Annotated in this window: 13 protein-coding genes; 9 read left to right on the plus strand and 4 right to left on the minus strand. The window is 56.4% G+C overall.

What is annotated here, in order from left to right; translation table 11 throughout:
- Positions 1-11: 11 nt before the first annotated feature.
- The 4 genes from ACX9GU_RS25415 (at position 12) to tsgA (ending at position 4,144) form a co-directional block, all read left to right on the plus strand.
- Positions 12-350, plus strand: a complete 339-nt coding sequence (locus ACX9GU_RS25415; protein ID WP_037411230.1) for a PTS lactose/cellobiose transporter subunit IIA — start codon at positions 12-14, stop codon at positions 348-350.
- Positions 347-1,657, plus strand: a complete 1,311-nt coding sequence (locus ACX9GU_RS25420) for a 6-phospho-beta-glucosidase (RefSeq protein ID WP_473193272.1) — start codon at positions 347-349, stop codon at positions 1,655-1,657. The genes ACX9GU_RS25415 and ACX9GU_RS25420 overlap by 4 nt, the downstream gene beginning before the upstream one ends.
- Positions 1,658-1,746: 89 nt before the next feature.
- Positions 1,747-2,727: a LacI family DNA-binding transcriptional regulator gene (locus ACX9GU_RS25425; protein ID WP_473193273.1), complete on the plus strand. Its 981-nt coding sequence runs from the start codon at positions 1,747-1,749 to the stop codon at positions 2,725-2,727.
- Between the two features lie 232 nt (positions 2,728-2,959).
- A complete protein-coding gene (gene tsgA, locus ACX9GU_RS25430; protein WP_473193274.1) occupies positions 2,960-4,144 on the plus strand; it encodes an MFS transporter TsgA in 1,185 nt (394 codons plus the stop codon).
- Between the two features lie 55 nt (positions 4,145-4,199).
- On the opposite strand, the gene ACX9GU_RS25435 is transcribed toward tsgA, so the two are convergent.
- Positions 4,200-5,483, minus strand: coding sequence for a cytosine deaminase (locus tag ACX9GU_RS25435; RefSeq protein WP_473193275.1), 1,284 nt, complete (start codon positions 5,481-5,483; stop codon positions 4,200-4,202).
- Between the two features lie 287 nt (positions 5,484-5,770).
- On the opposite strand from ACX9GU_RS25435, the gene nirB reads away from it, so the two are divergent.
- From nirB to ACX9GU_RS25460, 5 genes are all read left to right on the plus strand, one after another.
- Positions 5,771-8,320, plus strand: coding sequence for a nitrite reductase large subunit NirB (gene nirB, locus ACX9GU_RS25440; RefSeq protein ID WP_024482729.1), 2,550 nt, complete (start codon positions 5,771-5,773; stop codon positions 8,318-8,320).
- Positions 8,317-8,646, plus strand: a complete 330-nt coding sequence (nirD, locus tag ACX9GU_RS25445; RefSeq protein ID WP_024482730.1) for a nitrite reductase small subunit NirD — start codon at positions 8,317-8,319, stop codon at positions 8,644-8,646. Before nirB ends, nirD begins: the two co-directional genes overlap by 4 nt.
- Before the next feature lie 252 nt (positions 8,647-8,898).
- Positions 8,899-9,699, plus strand: a complete 801-nt coding sequence (gene nirC / locus ACX9GU_RS25450) for a nitrite transporter NirC (RefSeq protein WP_473193276.1) — start codon at positions 8,899-8,901, stop codon at positions 9,697-9,699.
- Positions 9,700-9,752: 53 nt separating this feature from the next.
- A complete protein-coding gene (gene cysG / locus ACX9GU_RS25455; RefSeq protein ID WP_473193277.1) occupies positions 9,753-11,156 on the plus strand; it encodes a siroheme synthase CysG in 1,404 nt (467 codons plus the stop codon).
- Positions 11,157-11,365: 209 nt separating this feature from the next.
- Positions 11,366-11,926, plus strand: a complete 561-nt coding sequence (locus ACX9GU_RS25460; RefSeq protein ID WP_473193278.1) for an NlpC/P60 family protein — start codon at positions 11,366-11,368, stop codon at positions 11,924-11,926.
- 137 nt (positions 11,927-12,063) lie between these two features.
- On the opposite strand, the gene trpS is transcribed toward ACX9GU_RS25460, so the two are convergent.
- Genes trpS through rpe form a run of 3 tightly spaced genes read right to left on the minus strand, consistent with a single transcriptional unit; the run spans position 12,064 to position 14,439 of the window.
- Positions 12,064-13,068: a tryptophan--tRNA ligase gene (trpS, locus tag ACX9GU_RS25465; protein WP_021181695.1), complete on the minus strand. Its 1,005-nt coding sequence runs from the start codon at positions 13,066-13,068 to the stop codon at positions 12,064-12,066.
- A 2-nt stretch (positions 13,069-13,070) separates the two neighbouring features.
- Entirely contained in the window at positions 13,071-13,769 is a 699-nt protein-coding gene (locus ACX9GU_RS25470; RefSeq protein ID WP_071681345.1) for a phosphoglycolate phosphatase, read from the minus strand.
- Positions 13,762-14,439 (minus strand): ribulose-phosphate 3-epimerase, encoded by a 678-nt coding sequence (rpe, locus tag ACX9GU_RS25475; RefSeq protein ID WP_024482734.1) that lies wholly within the window; start codon positions 14,437-14,439, stop codon positions 13,762-13,764. The genes ACX9GU_RS25470 and rpe overlap by 8 nt, the downstream gene beginning before the upstream one ends.
- Position 14,440 lies beyond the last annotated feature (1 nt).

A 14,440-nucleotide genomic window follows, 5' to 3' on the forward strand; every position in this document is an offset into this window, starting at 1 on the left:
TGACTGAACTGATGGCTGAAGTCAGCCAGGATTTTGAAAGCACTATTATGGAGCTGCTGGTATTTGCCGGTAGCGCCCGCAGCAGCGCGCTGATGGCTTTGCAACAGGCCCGTGCCGGTGATTTCACCGGTTCCGCCGAACATATGGCCGAATCCAAGCAGGCGGTGAAACAGGCCCACCGCATTCAGACCCAACTGATCGGCATGGACGAAGGCTGCGGCAAACTGGCCATCACCCTGATCACCGTACACGCACAGGATCACTTGATGAACGCCATGGTCATTCAGGATCTGGCCGATGACATGATCGAACTTTATCGCCGTCAGGTACAATTGGAGGCCCGCTCATGAGCGCATTAAAAATCGCCATTATTGGCGGCGGCAGTAGCTACACGCCGGAGCTGGTGGAAGGCCTGATCCTGCGAATTGAAGCGTTGCCGGTGACCGAACTGGCGTTGGTGGACGTTGAGCCTGGCCGGGAGAAGGTCGAGATCATTGCCGCATTAACCCAGCGTATGCTGGCCCGTAACGGCCTGGAGCAGGTGAAGGTCAGCGTGCATTTCGATCTGGACGAGGCCATTCGCGGTGCCAGTTTCGTTCTCACCCAGTTCCGCGTGGGTCAGTTGCCTGCCAGGGCTGCCGACGAGCGCCTGGGCCTGAAATACCAACTGATCGGCCAGGAAACTACCGGCGTTGGCGGCTTTGCCAAGGCGCTGCGCACCATTCCGGTGATGCTGAATATCGCCCGCAAGGTAGAACAGCTGGCACCCGATGCCTGGATCATCAACTTTACCAACCCGGCCGGTATCGTGACCGAAGCCGTTTCGCGCTATACCAAGGCGAAAATCATCGGCCTGTGTAACGTGCCGATCAGCATGCATCACATGATCGCCAATATGCTGAAGGCCCCTTACGCCGAGGTACAACTGCAATTCGCCGGGTTGAACCACATGGTGTGGGTCCACCAGGTGCTGCAAAACGGCAAGGACGTGACCGGCAAGGTACTCGACATGCTGTGTGACGGCGCCGCGCTGACCATGAACAACATCAAGGAAGAGCCTTGGCCGCCGGAGTTCCTGCGCGCCGTAGGGGCTATCCCCTGCCCTTATCACCGCTATTTCTACCAGACCAAAGAGATGCTGGCAGAAGAGATTGCCGCCGCAGCCGAACGCGGTACCCGTGCCGAACAGGTGATGAAAGTAGAGAAGGAATTGTTCGAGCTGTATGCAGACCCACATCTCGACAGCAAGCCCGAGCAGCTCAGTTTCCGTGGCGGTTCCTTCTATTCCGAAGTGGCGCTGGAGCTGATCCGTGCCATTCACAACAATCTCGGCACACAATTAGTGGTCAATACCGCAAACCGTGGCGCTATTCGCGGTTTACCAGACGATGCTGTGATAGAAACCAACTGTATCGTCGATGCTCAGGGCGCCCATCCGCTGACGTTTGGCCAACTGCCGGATTCGATGCATGCACTGACCCAGCAGGTTAAAGCCTATGAACGCCTGACGATAGAGGCCGCCGTACATGGCGATCGCCGCAGTGGGCTGCTGGCACTGGTCACCAATCCTCTGGTCGCCAACGCCCAAATTGCCCAGCCGCTGCTGGAAGAAGTGCTGGAGGTGAATAAAGCCTATTTGCCGCAGTTTAACGCATAACCATCAACATTGGGTTCGGCTCGCCGGGCCCACTTATCTCCTGTAATCTGATCAAGTGGGGGGATAAGCCCGTAATCAGGAGCAGTAAAATGGTGACACTGGAAGATGTCGCAGCGATAGCGGGCGTATCCCGCGCGACTGTGTCACGCGTGGTCAACGGCGATAACAAGGTCAAAGCGCTCACCCGCGACAAGGTCAAACGGGCGGTGGCCGAACTGGGCTATACCCCCAACCCGGCGGCCAGGGCGTTGGCATCCAGCCAAAGCAACACCTTGGGCCTGGTCACCACCTCATACCGAGGGGGCTTCTTTGGCGCCCTGATGGATTTCGTCCAAACCGAAGCCGAGTCCAACGGTAAACAGCTGCTGGTGACCCAAGGCCGTAATAGTGCGGAAAATGAACTGCTGGCGATCCAACGCCTGTTCAGCCTGCGTTGCGACGGGGTGATCCTGCACGTGCGCTGCCTCAGCGACGATCGGCTACGTCAGTTGGCTGCCGAACAGCGCTCCTTTGTGCTGCTGGATCGCCTGGTCCCTGGCCTGGAGGATCGCTGCGTCACCTTCGATCACGTTTACGCCAGCCAGCTTGCAACCCAGCAGCTAATCGATGCCGGCCATCGGCGCATTGCCTGTATCAGCGGCCCAGCCCAACGAGCCTCTAGCCAACAGCGGTTACAAGGGTTCCTCAATGCGATGCAGGCCGCCAATCTGCAACCGCTAGGCTGCCCAGAGGGGGTCTATGACCTGGAAAGTGGCTACCAGTGCGCTGACCAGTTGCTGCACAGCAAAGCGCTGCCTACGGCGATATACTGCTGTAACGAAGAAATGGCGATTGGTGCACTGCTGGCGATTAATGAGCGGCATCTGCGCGTACCGCAGGATATCTCATTGATCTGTTATGACAGTGGCGAGCGAGCGCCTTTTGTCCGCCCGGCGCTCACCAGCGTGCATTTCCCTATTACCGAGATGGCGCAATATGCCGCTCGCCTGCTGATAGATCCGTTGACCGAACCGGTAAGCTTTGAGCCGACGATCGTCCAGCGTGATTCGATCGCCACACTCGGCAACTGATCACATAATACTTAACAACCTTTCATACCTTGCATCAAAAAATCGATGCACATCACAAAAACTCCCGTTGTCTATGCTAGGATCCGCCTCCTGGTGGCCTGATCGGGATCTTTTCCAGTTTTTAGCAGGAAAAACCTGCGGCCTTATGCCAGCTTTAAACCCCAGGGATCTCAGGTTACGGCCTGACAGCCCACGGGTATAAACCACAACAAAGATAATCAGGCCTATATACATGAATGACAGCAACCGCATCCGGCTAACCTGGATCAGCTTCTTCTCTTATGCGCTGACCGGTGCATTAGTGATCGTCACAGGGATGGTGATGGGAAACATCGCAGAGTATTTCAATCTGCCGGTTTCCAGTATGAGCAATACCTTTACCTTCCTTAACGCGGGTATTTTGATTTCAATCTTCCTCAATGCCTGGCTGATGGAAATCATTCCGCTGAAACGTCAGCTGATCTTTGGCTTTATCCTGATGCTGCTGGCCATCGCCGGGCTGATGGTGGGCAAAAGCCTGACCCTGTTCTCGCTGTGCATGTTTGTACTCGGCGTGGTCAGCGGTATCACCATGTCGATCGGCACCTTCCTGATCACCCATATGTATGCTGGCCGCCAACGCGGTTCACGCCTGCTGTTTACCGATTCCTTCTTCAGCATGGCCGGGATGATCTTCCCGATCATCGCCGCAATGCTGCTGGCGCGCAGCATTGGCTGGTACTGGGTTTACGCCTGCATTGGGGTGCTGTACCTGGCCATCTTCGTACTGACGCTGTGTTCCGAGTTCCCGGTTCTGGGTAACAAAGGGGAAAAAAGCAGCGAGCCGGTGGTGAAAGAGAAATGGGGCGTTGGCGTGCTGTTCCTGGCAATCGCCGCGCTGTGCTACATCCTTGGCCAGTTGGGCTTTATCCAATGGGTGCCGGAATACGCCACCAAAACCTTCGGCATGAATATCGACCAGGCGGGCAAGGTAGTCAGCAATTTCTGGACTTCTTACATGATAGGGATGTGGGTGTTCAGCTTCGTGCTGCGTTTCTTTGATCTGCAACGCATCGTCACCGTGCTGGCCGCGCTGGCAACGGGTGCCATGTACCTGTTTATCAGCACCGATAATCCTGAGTACCTGAGCTACTACATTATGGCTCTGGGCTTCGTCTCCAGCGCGATCTACACCACGCTGATCACGCTCGGTTCGCAGCAAACCAAGGTTTCCTCACCGAAACTGGTCAACTTTATCCTGACCTGCGGCACCATCGGCACCATGCTGACCTTCGTGGTCACCGGCCCGATCGTTGCCAGCAGCGGAGTCCATGCCGCACTGACTACGGCCAACGCTCTGTATCTGGCCGTGTTTGTGATGTGTCTGCTGCTCGGTTTTGTGACCAAGCACCGCAACCATGGGCATACTACGCACTAACTGTTGCTAGTTTTCCCCATGAGGGTTCTGCCAACGCAGAACCCTTTTTTTATGTCTAACGCCTGAAATCGACCTGCTCTTCCTGCTCCAGATACAGCGTGGTTTGCGCAGGCTGGGTGGCCGCGATAACCGCACCAGCACGGATCGAATAGCGTACCGGCGTCTGGCGGCGTACTGCGTCAAAACCGCTGTCTGCGGGTAAGATCACCAAATCGGCACTATTGCCTGCATGCAAACCGTAATCCGTCAGGTTCAGAGTTCGTGCGCTGTGGGTGGTGATCAGATTCAAACCGTCATCGATCTGGCCATAGCCCATCAGTTGGCAGACGTGGAGCCCCATATGCAGCACCTGCAACATATTGGCGGTGCCCAGCGGATACCAGGGATCAAACACGTCGTCATGACCAAAGCAGACGTTGATGCCCGCCTCCAGCATCTCCTTCACCCGTGTGATGCCACGCCGTTTAGGATAGGTATCGAAACGTCCTTGCAGGTGAATATTCACCAACGGGTTGGCCACGAAGTTGATACCGGACATTTTCAGCAGCCGGAACAGCCTTGAGGTATAGGCCCCATTGTAGGAATGCATCGCGGTGGTGTGGCTGGCGGTGACCTTGGCGCCCATCTCCAGCTTCAATGCCAGCGCGGCCACGGTCTCCACAAAACGTGACTGCTCGTCGTCAATCTCGTCGCAGTGCACATCCACCAGCCGATCATATTTCTGTGCCAGAGCAAAGGCCTTGTGCAGCGATTCCACGCCGTATTCGCGGGTGAATTCAAAATGTGGGATAGCCCCGACCACATCCGCCCCGAGCCGTAACGCCTCCTCCAGCAGGGCTTCCCCATTGGGATACGACATGATCCCTTCCTGAGGGAAGGCCACGATCTGCAGCGTGATCCAAGGTGCGACCTCCTGCTTGACCTCCAGCATGGCGCGCAGCGCAGTCAACGTAGGATCGGACACGTCGACATGGGTGCGCACATGCTGCACGCCGTTGGCGATTTGCCATTTCAGCGTCTGCCAGGCGCGCTGCTTCACGTCTTCATGGGTGAGCAGTGCTTTACGCTCCGCCCAGCGCTCAATACCTTCAAACAGCGTGCCGGACTGATTCCATGCGGGCTGCCCGGCGGTTTGCGTGGTATCCAGGTGGATATGCGGCTCGATAAACGGCGGCAGCACCAGCCCACCTTCGGCATCCAACACGTCGCTGCGCCACTCCAGGTCCTCAGGCTGTGGAATGATATGCGCGATCCGCCCCTGCTCAATGGCCAACTGCCATAGCCCCTCATGCCCACTCAGGCGCAGGTTATCGATAAACTTGACCGGATTGTTCGCCATTTTTTTACCTCTGTTCGGCTCACCATTTCTTTCATCATACTGGCCAATGACGAGCTGACAAAATCACCGCTTGGCTTTCCTTCCTCTGGTTACTCCCCAATGAGTATTTTTTTCGTTAACTGGCTCGATTCAGCTAAAGTTGAGTAAAAACCGCAACTTATCAAATATCGATATAAATCATATATATACCACCTTAGAGGTATATAAGGGCTAGCTTGACCTGTATCAATAAATTGCCTTCTGGGAGGAATAAGGTACATCCAGGAAATCAGAATTTTGAGGCAATAATGAGCAGAGTCCAACTCGCGGTTATCGGCAACGGCATGGTCGGCCACCGCTTTATCGAAGATCTGCTGGAAAAGGCAGACAAAGACCAGTTCGACATCACCATCTTTTGTGAAGAGCCGCGCATCGCCTACGACCGCGTGCATCTCTCCTCCTATTTCTCCCACCACACTGCCGAAGAACTTTCGCTGGTCCGCGAAGGCTTCTACGAAAAACAGGGCGTCAAAGTGCTGGTAGGCGAGCGCGCGATCACCATTAACCGCGCAGAGAAAGTGATCCACTCCAATACCGGCCGCACGGTGTATTACGACAAGCTGATCATGGCGACCGGCTCCTACCCGTGGATCCCGCCGATCAAAGGTTCAGAGACTCAGGACTGCTTCGTTTACCGCACCATTGAAGATCTCAACGCTATCGAATCCTGCGCCCGCCGCAGTAAACGTGGCGCGGTAGTGGGCGGTGGCCTGCTCGGCCTGGAAGCGGCTGGCGCACTGAAAAGCCTGGGCGTGGAAACTCACGTGATCGAGTTCGCGCCGATGTTGATGGCAGAACAGCTCGATCCGATGGGCGGCGATCAGCTGCGCCGCAAGATCGAGCGCATGGGTGTCAAAGTCCACACCGGCAAGAACACCACCGAAATCATCAACGGCGGCAAAAGCGCACGCAAAACCATGCACTTTGCCGACGGCAGCGAGCTGGAAGTCGACTTTATCGTCTTCTCCACCGGCATCCGCCCGCAAGACAAACTGGCTCACCAATGCGGGCTGGCTACCGCCCCACGCGGTGGCATTGCGATTAACGATAACTGCCAGACCTCCGATCCGGACGTTTACGCCATTGGCGAATGCGCCTCCTGGCAGCAGCGCACTTTCGGCTTGGTCGCGCCGGGCTACAAGATGGCTCAGGTCACCGCCGACCATCTGCTGAGCCGTGAAAACAGCTTCCAGGGTGCCGATATGAGCGCCAAGCTGAAGCTGCTGGGGGTCGATGTTGGGGGTATTGGTGATGCGCACGCGCGTACCGAAGGCGCCCGCAGCTACGTCTATCTGGATGAAAGCAAAGAGGTGTACAAGCGCCTGGTCGTCAGCGCGGACAACAAAACGTTGCTCGGCGCGGTGCTGGTCGGCGATACCAGCGACTACGGCAACCTGCTGCAGCTGGCACTGAATAATATCGAACTGCCGGAAAACCCGGACAGCCTGATCCTGCCAGCCCATGCCGGCAGCAAGCCTGCCATCGGCGTAGATTCACTGCCAGAAACCGCACAGATCTGTTCCTGCTTCGACGTTAGCAAGGGCGATATCATCAAAGCGGTGAATATGGGCTGCCATACCGTGGCGGCGATCAAGTCGGAAACCAAGGCCGGTACCGGCTGCGGCGGCTGTATTCCACTGATCACCCAGGTGCTGAATGCCGAGCTGAGCAAACAGGGCATCGAGGTTAACCATCACCTGTGTGAACACTTTGCCTATTCCCGCCAGGAGCTGTACCACCTGATCCGGGTTGAAGGCATTAAAACCTTCGACGAACTGTTGGCGAAATACGGTAAGGGTTACGGCTGCGAAGTGTGTAAACCGACCGTCGGTTCACTGCTGGCCTCCTGCTGGAACGAGTATGTGCTCAAGCCACAGCACACGCCGCTGCAAGACACCAACGACAACTTCCTGGGCAACATCCAGAAAGACGGCACCTATTCGGTGATCCCACGCTCTGCCGGTGGTGAAATCACGCCGGAGGGTCTGATCGCCGTCGGCCAGATCGCCAAAGAATACAACCTGTACACCAAGATGACCGGCTCGATGCGTATCGGCATGTTCGGTGCGCAGAAAGACGATCTGCCCGCCATCTGGAGCAAGCTGATCGCCGCCGGCTTCGAAACCGGCCACGCCTACGCCAAGGCGCTGCGGATGGCAAAAACCTGCGTCGGCAGCACCTGGTGCCGTTATGGCGTGGGTGACAGCGTTGGCTTCGGCGTGCAGCTTGAACACCGTTACAAAGGCATCCGTACCCCGCACAAGATGAAGTTTGGCGTTTCCGGCTGTACCCGCGAGTGTGCCGAGGCGCAGGGGAAAGACGTCGGTATTATTGCCACCGAGAACGGCTGGAACCTCTATGTCTGCGGCAACGGCGGGATGAAACCGCGCCATGCCGACCTCCTGGCAGCCGATCTCGACAACGAAACGCTGATGCGTTACCTCGACCGTTTCATGATGTTCTATATCCGCACCGGCGATAAGTTGCAGCGTACCTCGGTCTGGCTGGAAAGCCTGGAAGGCGGCATCGATTATCTGCGCAAGGTAATTATCGACGACAAGCTGGGCATCAACGCACAGCTGGAAACCGAAATTGCTCGCCTGCGTGAAGCGGTGATCTGCGAATGGAAAGCCACTGTCGAAAATCCTGCATCGCAGGTGCGTTTCGCTCACTTTATTAACAACAGCCAGCGCGATCCTAACGTCCAGGTCGTGGCCGAGCGTGAGCAACATCGCCCAGCTCGCCCGGATGAACGCATTCCCGTTACTTGGCTTGCAACCGAGGAGAACAACGCATGAGCCAGTGGATCACCGTTTGCCCCATCGCCGATATTTTGCCCGCGACCGGCGTGTGTGCGCTGATCGGCACCCAGCAGGTGGCGATATTCCGCCCCTATGCCGACGAACGGCTGTTTGCCATCAGCAATATCGACCCGTTTGCCCAGGCCAGCGTGCTTTCTCGCGGCCTGATTGCCGAGCATCAGGGTGAATTGTGGGTCGCCAGCCCGCTGAAAAAACAGCATTTCCGCCTGCACGACGGTTTCTGTCTGGAAGATGAGAGCCGCTCCGTGGCCAGCTTCGCCAGCCGGGTAGTCGACGGCCTGGTTCAGGTGGCGGCTAAGTAATCCTTCGCCCCTCACCCCAACCCTCTCCCAAAGGGAGAGGGAGCTGCCCAGCGCACGTAGTTAGCCCATGCAGCTGCGGAAAGGAGGGAGTAAGAACAACAAAGGCAAGGTAAAACGCTAAGCAATCAACTAGCTCGATCGGTCCCCTCTCCTGGGGGAGAGGGTTAGGGTGAGGGCGTCTCTCTTTGCCTAACTGACCAGCATTACCCTTATTACAAACACACTTTTTATTATTTATTTCCAGGGAAATCTATGTTCACCGACACCATCAACAAATGCGCTGCCAACGCGGCACGCATCGTCAAACTGGCCAAAGAGAGTCCGCTCGGCTTCTGGATCAGTTCCGCTATGGCCGGGGCCTACGTCGGCCTTGGCATCATCCTGATCTTTACCCTCGGCAACCTGGTGGATCCGTCTATCCGTCCGTTGGTCATGGGTGCCACCTTCGGTATCGCACTGACGCTGGTGATCATCGCCGGTTCAGAGCTGTTCACCGGCCATACCATGTTTCTGATGCTGGGCGTCAAAGCCGGTACCATCAAGCACCGCCAGATGTGGGCCGTACTGCCACAAACCTGGTTGGGTAACCTGCTCGGTTCGGTGCTGGTTGCGCTGATGTATTATTACGGCGGCGGTAGCCTACTGCCGATGGATACCAGCCTGGTGCATACCGTGGCGCTGGCCAAAACCACCGCCCCGGCAGAAGTGCTGTTCTTCAAAGGCGTACTGTGTAACTGGCTGGTTTGCCTGGCGATCTGGATGGCATTGCGCGTTGAAGGCGCGGCCAAATTCATCGCCATCTGGTGGTGTTTGCTGGCGTTTATCGCTTCCGGTTACGAGCACTCGGTAGCTAACATGACGCTGTTTGCCCTGTCCTGGTTCGGCCACCACAGCGAAGCCTATACCCTGAGCGGTATCGGTCATAACCTGCTGTGGGTGACTCTGGGCAATATGGTCTCTGGTGCCGTCTTTATGGGCCTCGGTTACTGGTATGCCACGCCACGTGCCCAGCGTCCACAGGCTGAGATTGCTGCTGCTCGCCAAAACGCATAATGATTTTGGGGGTGAGCGATCGCCCCCGTTTACCACTTCCCCGAGGATTGCCGATGGATTACTTACCCATTTTCTGCCAACTGCAACACAAAGCCTGCCTGCTGGTCGGCGGCGGGGAAGTCGCTGAACGTAAGGCTCGCCTGCTGCTAGACGCAGGTGCGCAGTTGACCGTCAACTCGCTCGAATTCAGTGAGCAATTCCTGATCTGGGCCGAACAAGGCCAGGTGACGCTGGTAGAAAGTGAGTTTTCTGCCGACTTGCTGGCAGAAAAATGGTTAGTGATTGCCGCAACCGATCGGGTGGAAGTCAACGCCCTGGTCTATCAATGCGCCAACCAACGGCAGGTGTTCTGCAACGTGGTGGACGACCCCAAACGCGCCAGCTTTATCATGCCTTCGATTATCGATCGTTCGCCGATTATGGTGGCCGTTTCTTCCGGGGGCAAAGCCCCGGTGCTGGCACGTCTGCTACGGGAAAAACTGGAAGCTATTCTGCCGCAGCATCTGGGTCAACTGGCTCAGTTGGCGGGTTCATTGCGCCAGCGGGTGAAGCAGGAGTTTGCCAGCATTGGCGCTCGTCGCCGCTTCTGGGAAAGATTGTTCGTACACGACAGGCTGGCACAATCCCTGGCCAACGGCGATACCCCGCAGGCCAACCAGCAGGTTGAAAAGCTGTTCGCCGATCGGCCTGAAGAACAGGGCGAAGTGGTGCTGGTAGGCGCAGGCCCCGGTGATGCTGGCCTGCTGACGCTGAAAGGCCTGCAGCAGATCCAACAGGCTGACGTGGTCGTTTACGATCGCCTGGTCTCTGAAGAAATTATGGCCCTGGTACGCCGTGATGCCGAACGAATCTTTGTGGGCAAGCGTGCCGGATACCACTGCGTACCCCAGGAACACATCAATCAGATCCTGGTGGAACAGGCCAGACGAGGCCTGCGTGTCGTCCGGCTAAAAGGGGGCGATCCCTTCATCTTTGGCCGGGGTGGCGAAGAACTGGAAACGCTGGCCGAAGCGGACATTCCCTTCTCGGTAGTACCGGGGATCACTGCGGCTTCGGGTTGTTCGGCTTACAGCGGCATCCCCCTCACCCACCGCGATCACGCGCAAAGCGTGCGTTTGGTGACGGGCCACGCCAAGGCCGACGGCGGATTAGACTGGGCACAGCTTGCCGCCAAGCAGCAGACGCTGGTGTTCTATATGGGACTAACTCAGGCGGCAGAAATTCAGCAGCAGCTGATCGCTCACGGTATGGCGGCCTCAATGCCCGTAGCTCTGGTCGAAAACGGCACCTCAACTCGCCAACGTGTGATCGAAGGCGAGCTGGCGCAACTGGGTGAGCTAGCCAAACAGGCTGCCAGCCCAAGCCTGATTATCGTTGGCAGCGTCGTCAGCCTGCGCAGCAAGCTGAACTGGAATGCCTGCCAGCAGACACCAGCAGACATCAGCAAAATTGCCTGATACAGGATCTCGGCCGTTGGTTAGCCAGCGGTCGTGATTTCCTGCCTACAGCGGCGAACCTAAACGTTGGTTAAACAACGACCCGTTACTGACCCATCGTCCAGACATAAAAAGGTCATAAAACGTACTGACACGCAATGAAAAACCCGTGTGAGATACAAGTTATTAACATATAAGCAGCAATTTAGATCTTGATCTGATCGGATGAGATGGCTATTTTTCACCCTCTTTTTGCTTATTATTTAATCTCGTTTATTGTTATGACTTTGAAATCTTTTACTACCTACAGCCTACTTATTCTCACTATCCTGCTGGCTAGCCCTGCATTTTCATCTCCTTTCAGAGACGAGGGCACTGTCACCACGAAATCGTCCGTACCTGATGAAAAAGAAATGCGGGACAGGATCCTTTCCGAATTTGCCAAGTGGGAAGGCGTGAAATACAAGCTTGGCGGGGCGTCGAAAAAGGGGATCGACTGTTCATCGTTGATGCAGGAAATCTATCATTCTGCCTTTGCGGATATGCTCAATGAGCGTCTGCCGAGAACCACGTCCCGGCAGATCGGTCACGGCGTGGGTACAACGCGTGCCGACCTCCGGCCTGGCGATCTGGTCTTCTTTCGTATGACATCCGCAGAGCGCCACGTGGGGGTTTACATCGGTGATAAACAGTTCATTCACGCTTCAACCAGCCAGGGCGTAAAAATTTCCAGCCTGCAAAATGACTACTGGGTAAAACGCTACACCACCGCACGCCGCGTGATTGTATAATCCGCGCTCTCTTTCCCAGGACCAATTCGGCAAAGTGGATATCCGGGAACTTGACTCCCTGATTGGCAGGATAACCCTGCCACAAAAAAGCGGCCATCTATGGGCCGCTGTTTATTGCTACCGTTACGCAGTATCCGTTACGGATGCGGTACAAAACCAACGGCTTCATACACCTTCGCCAAGGTTTCCTGCGCGCGAGCACGGGCTTTCGCGGCACCATCACGCATCACCTGCTGTAACAGAGCCTCATCGTTGCGGAAACGGTGATAACGCTCTTGCAGCTCGACCAACATACCAGACACGGCCTCTGCTACGGCGCCCTTCAGGTGACCATACATCTGGCCCTCAAATTCGGCTTCCAGTTGGGCAATGCTCTTGCCGGTCACGCCGGAAAGGATATCCAACAGGTTGGACACCCCCGCTTTATTGGCAACGTCGTAACGAATGACCGGCGGATCCTGGGAATCGGTCATCGCGCGTTTGATCTTCTTGGTCACCGCCTTCGGATCTTCCAGCAGGCCGATCACGTTGTTACGGTTATCGTCAGACTTGGACATCTTCTTGGTCGGCTCTTGCAGCGACATCACGCGCGCGCCGGATTTCGGAATAAACGGCTCCGGCACCTTGAACACGTCGCCGTACAGCGCGTTGAAACGCTGGCCAACGTCACGGCTCAGTTCCAGATGCTGCTTCTGGTCTTCACCGACCGGCACCTGATTGGTCTGGTACAGCAGAATGTCTGCCGCCATCAGCACCGGATAGCTGAACAGACCGGCGTTGATGTTTTCCGCATAGCGCGACGACTTGTCTTTGAACTGGGTCATGCGGCTCAGTTCACCGAAATAGGTGTAGCAGTTCAGCACCCAGCTCAGTTGCGTATGTTCCGGCACATGAGACTGCACGAAGATGGTGCTTTTCTCTGGATCGATACCACAGGCCAGGTACAGTGCCAACGTATCCAGGGTGGCTTTACGCAGCTGTTGTGCATCCTGACGCACGGTGATGGCATGCAGATCGACGATGCAGTAGATGCAATCAAACTCGTCCTGCAGCTGCACCCACTGGCGCAGCGCCCCCATGTAGTTGCCGATAGTCAGTTCACCGGACGGCTGCGCGCCGCTGAAAACGATGGGCTTACTCATAGTTAAATTTCCCGATCTTCTAAAGATGACAGCCCAAGTGCGGGCAACAAATCGGCGAAGCGCTCCAACACGCGGTCGGGGTGGCTCAGGGCGATCGCTTCACCGTAGTTATATCCGTAAGTCAGACCGACGCTCGGGCAACCTGCCGCCTGCGCCGCCTGAATATCATTGCGCGAATCCCCGACGAACAGCACTTCACCGGCCCGCAGGCCAAGCTTGCCGAACACCAGATACAGCGGGGCAGGATGTGGCTTTTTCTCCACCACGTCGTCACCGCCGATGATCAGCGAGAAAAAGTCGATAATGCCAAGTGCCGTCAGCAAAGGGGCTACAAAGGGTGTCGGCTTGTTGGTGACCAGCGCTAGCGGGTAGCCAAGCTTGGCCAACTGGGCCAGCGTCTCTATTACCTGTGGAAACAGGCGGCTGCCGCTTTCTACGGTTTGCCCATAGAAATGGTCGAAACGTTGACGCATTTGCAGGCACAGTTCCGGCGTGGCTTCCACCTCTGCCCAGCGCAGCGCACGCTGGACCAGCACATCGGCACCGTTACCAATCCAGGTGCCAACACGGGCCTCACCAGCCTGCGGCAGACCCATTTCCGCCAACGCCATATCGATGGCCGCCGCCAAACCCGGCGCACTGTCTACCAGCGTGCCATCGAGATCGAAGGCCAGACCACGGATAGCGCTAAAATCAGCCATGACTCACCTTTGCCAGCTCACTGCGCATTTGATCGATCACCGCGCGGTAATCCGGTTTGCCAAAGATGGCAGAGCCTGCCACGAACATGTCCGCGCCCGCCGCTGCGATCTCGGCAATATTGTCTACCTTCACGCCGCCGTCCACTTCCAGGCGAATGTCACGACCGCTTTCATCGATCAGTTTGCGAACCTGACGCAGCTTGTCTAACGTGCCGTGGATAAAGGATTGACCGCCAAAACCAGGGTTGACCGACATCAGCAGGATCACGTCGATCTTGTCCATCACATAGTCGAGATAGCTCAACGGGGTCGCTGGGTTAAACACCAGGCCCGCCTTGCAGCCGTTCTCTTTGATCAGTTGGATAGTGCGGTCGACGTGTTCGGAAGCTTCGGGATGGAAAGAGATGTAGGTTGCCCCTGCCTTGGCAAAGTCCGGCACGATGCGATCGACCGGTTTTACCATCAGATGGACGTCAATCGGTGCGGTAATGCCGTAATTGCGCAAGGCTTCGCACACCATTGGCCCGATCGTCAGATTAGGCACGTAGTGGTTATCCATCACGTCAAAATGCACCACGTCGGCACCAGCGGCCAACACTTTGGCAGTATCTTCACCCAGGCGGGCAAAATCTGCAGACAGAATGGACGGGGCAATCAAAAACTTTTTCATC

Source organism: Serratia sp. K1WW1, from assembly GCF_055790865.1.

Excerpts from the sequence above, each read along its gene's own strand:
- ACX9GU_RS25415 (WP_037411230.1), top strand. The coding sequence starts at position 12 with ATGGCTGAAGTCAGCCAGGATTTTGAAAGCACTATTATGGAGCTGCTG.
- ACX9GU_RS25420 (WP_473193272.1), top strand. The coding sequence starts at position 347 with ATGAGCGCATTAAAAATCGCCATTATTGGCGGCGGCAGTAGCTACACG.
- ACX9GU_RS25425 (WP_473193273.1), top strand. The coding sequence starts at position 1,747 with ATGGTGACACTGGAAGATGTCGCAGCGATAGCGGGCGTATCCCGCGCG.
- tsgA (WP_473193274.1), top strand. The coding sequence starts at position 2,960 with ATGAATGACAGCAACCGCATCCGGCTAACCTGGATCAGCTTCTTCTCT.
- ACX9GU_RS25435 (WP_473193275.1), bottom strand. The coding sequence starts at position 5,483 with ATGGCGAACAATCCGGTCAAGTTTATCGATAACCTGCGCCTGAGTGGG.
- nirB (WP_024482729.1), top strand. The coding sequence starts at position 5,771 with ATGAGCAGAGTCCAACTCGCGGTTATCGGCAACGGCATGGTCGGCCAC.
- nirD (WP_024482730.1), top strand. The coding sequence starts at position 8,317 with ATGAGCCAGTGGATCACCGTTTGCCCCATCGCCGATATTTTGCCCGCG.
- nirC (WP_473193276.1), top strand. The coding sequence starts at position 8,899 with ATGTTCACCGACACCATCAACAAATGCGCTGCCAACGCGGCACGCATC.
- cysG (WP_473193277.1), top strand. The coding sequence starts at position 9,753 with ATGGATTACTTACCCATTTTCTGCCAACTGCAACACAAAGCCTGCCTG.
- ACX9GU_RS25460 (WP_473193278.1), top strand. The coding sequence starts at position 11,366 with ATGGCTATTTTTCACCCTCTTTTTGCTTATTATTTAATCTCGTTTATT.
- trpS (WP_021181695.1), bottom strand. The coding sequence starts at position 13,068 with ATGAGTAAGCCCATCGTTTTCAGCGGCGCGCAGCCGTCCGGTGAACTG.
- ACX9GU_RS25470 (WP_071681345.1), bottom strand. The coding sequence starts at position 13,769 with ATGGCTGATTTTAGCGCTATCCGTGGTCTGGCCTTCGATCTCGATGGC.
- rpe (WP_024482734.1), bottom strand. The coding sequence starts at position 14,439 with ATGAAAAAGTTTTTGATTGCCCCGTCCATTCTGTCTGCAGATTTTGCC.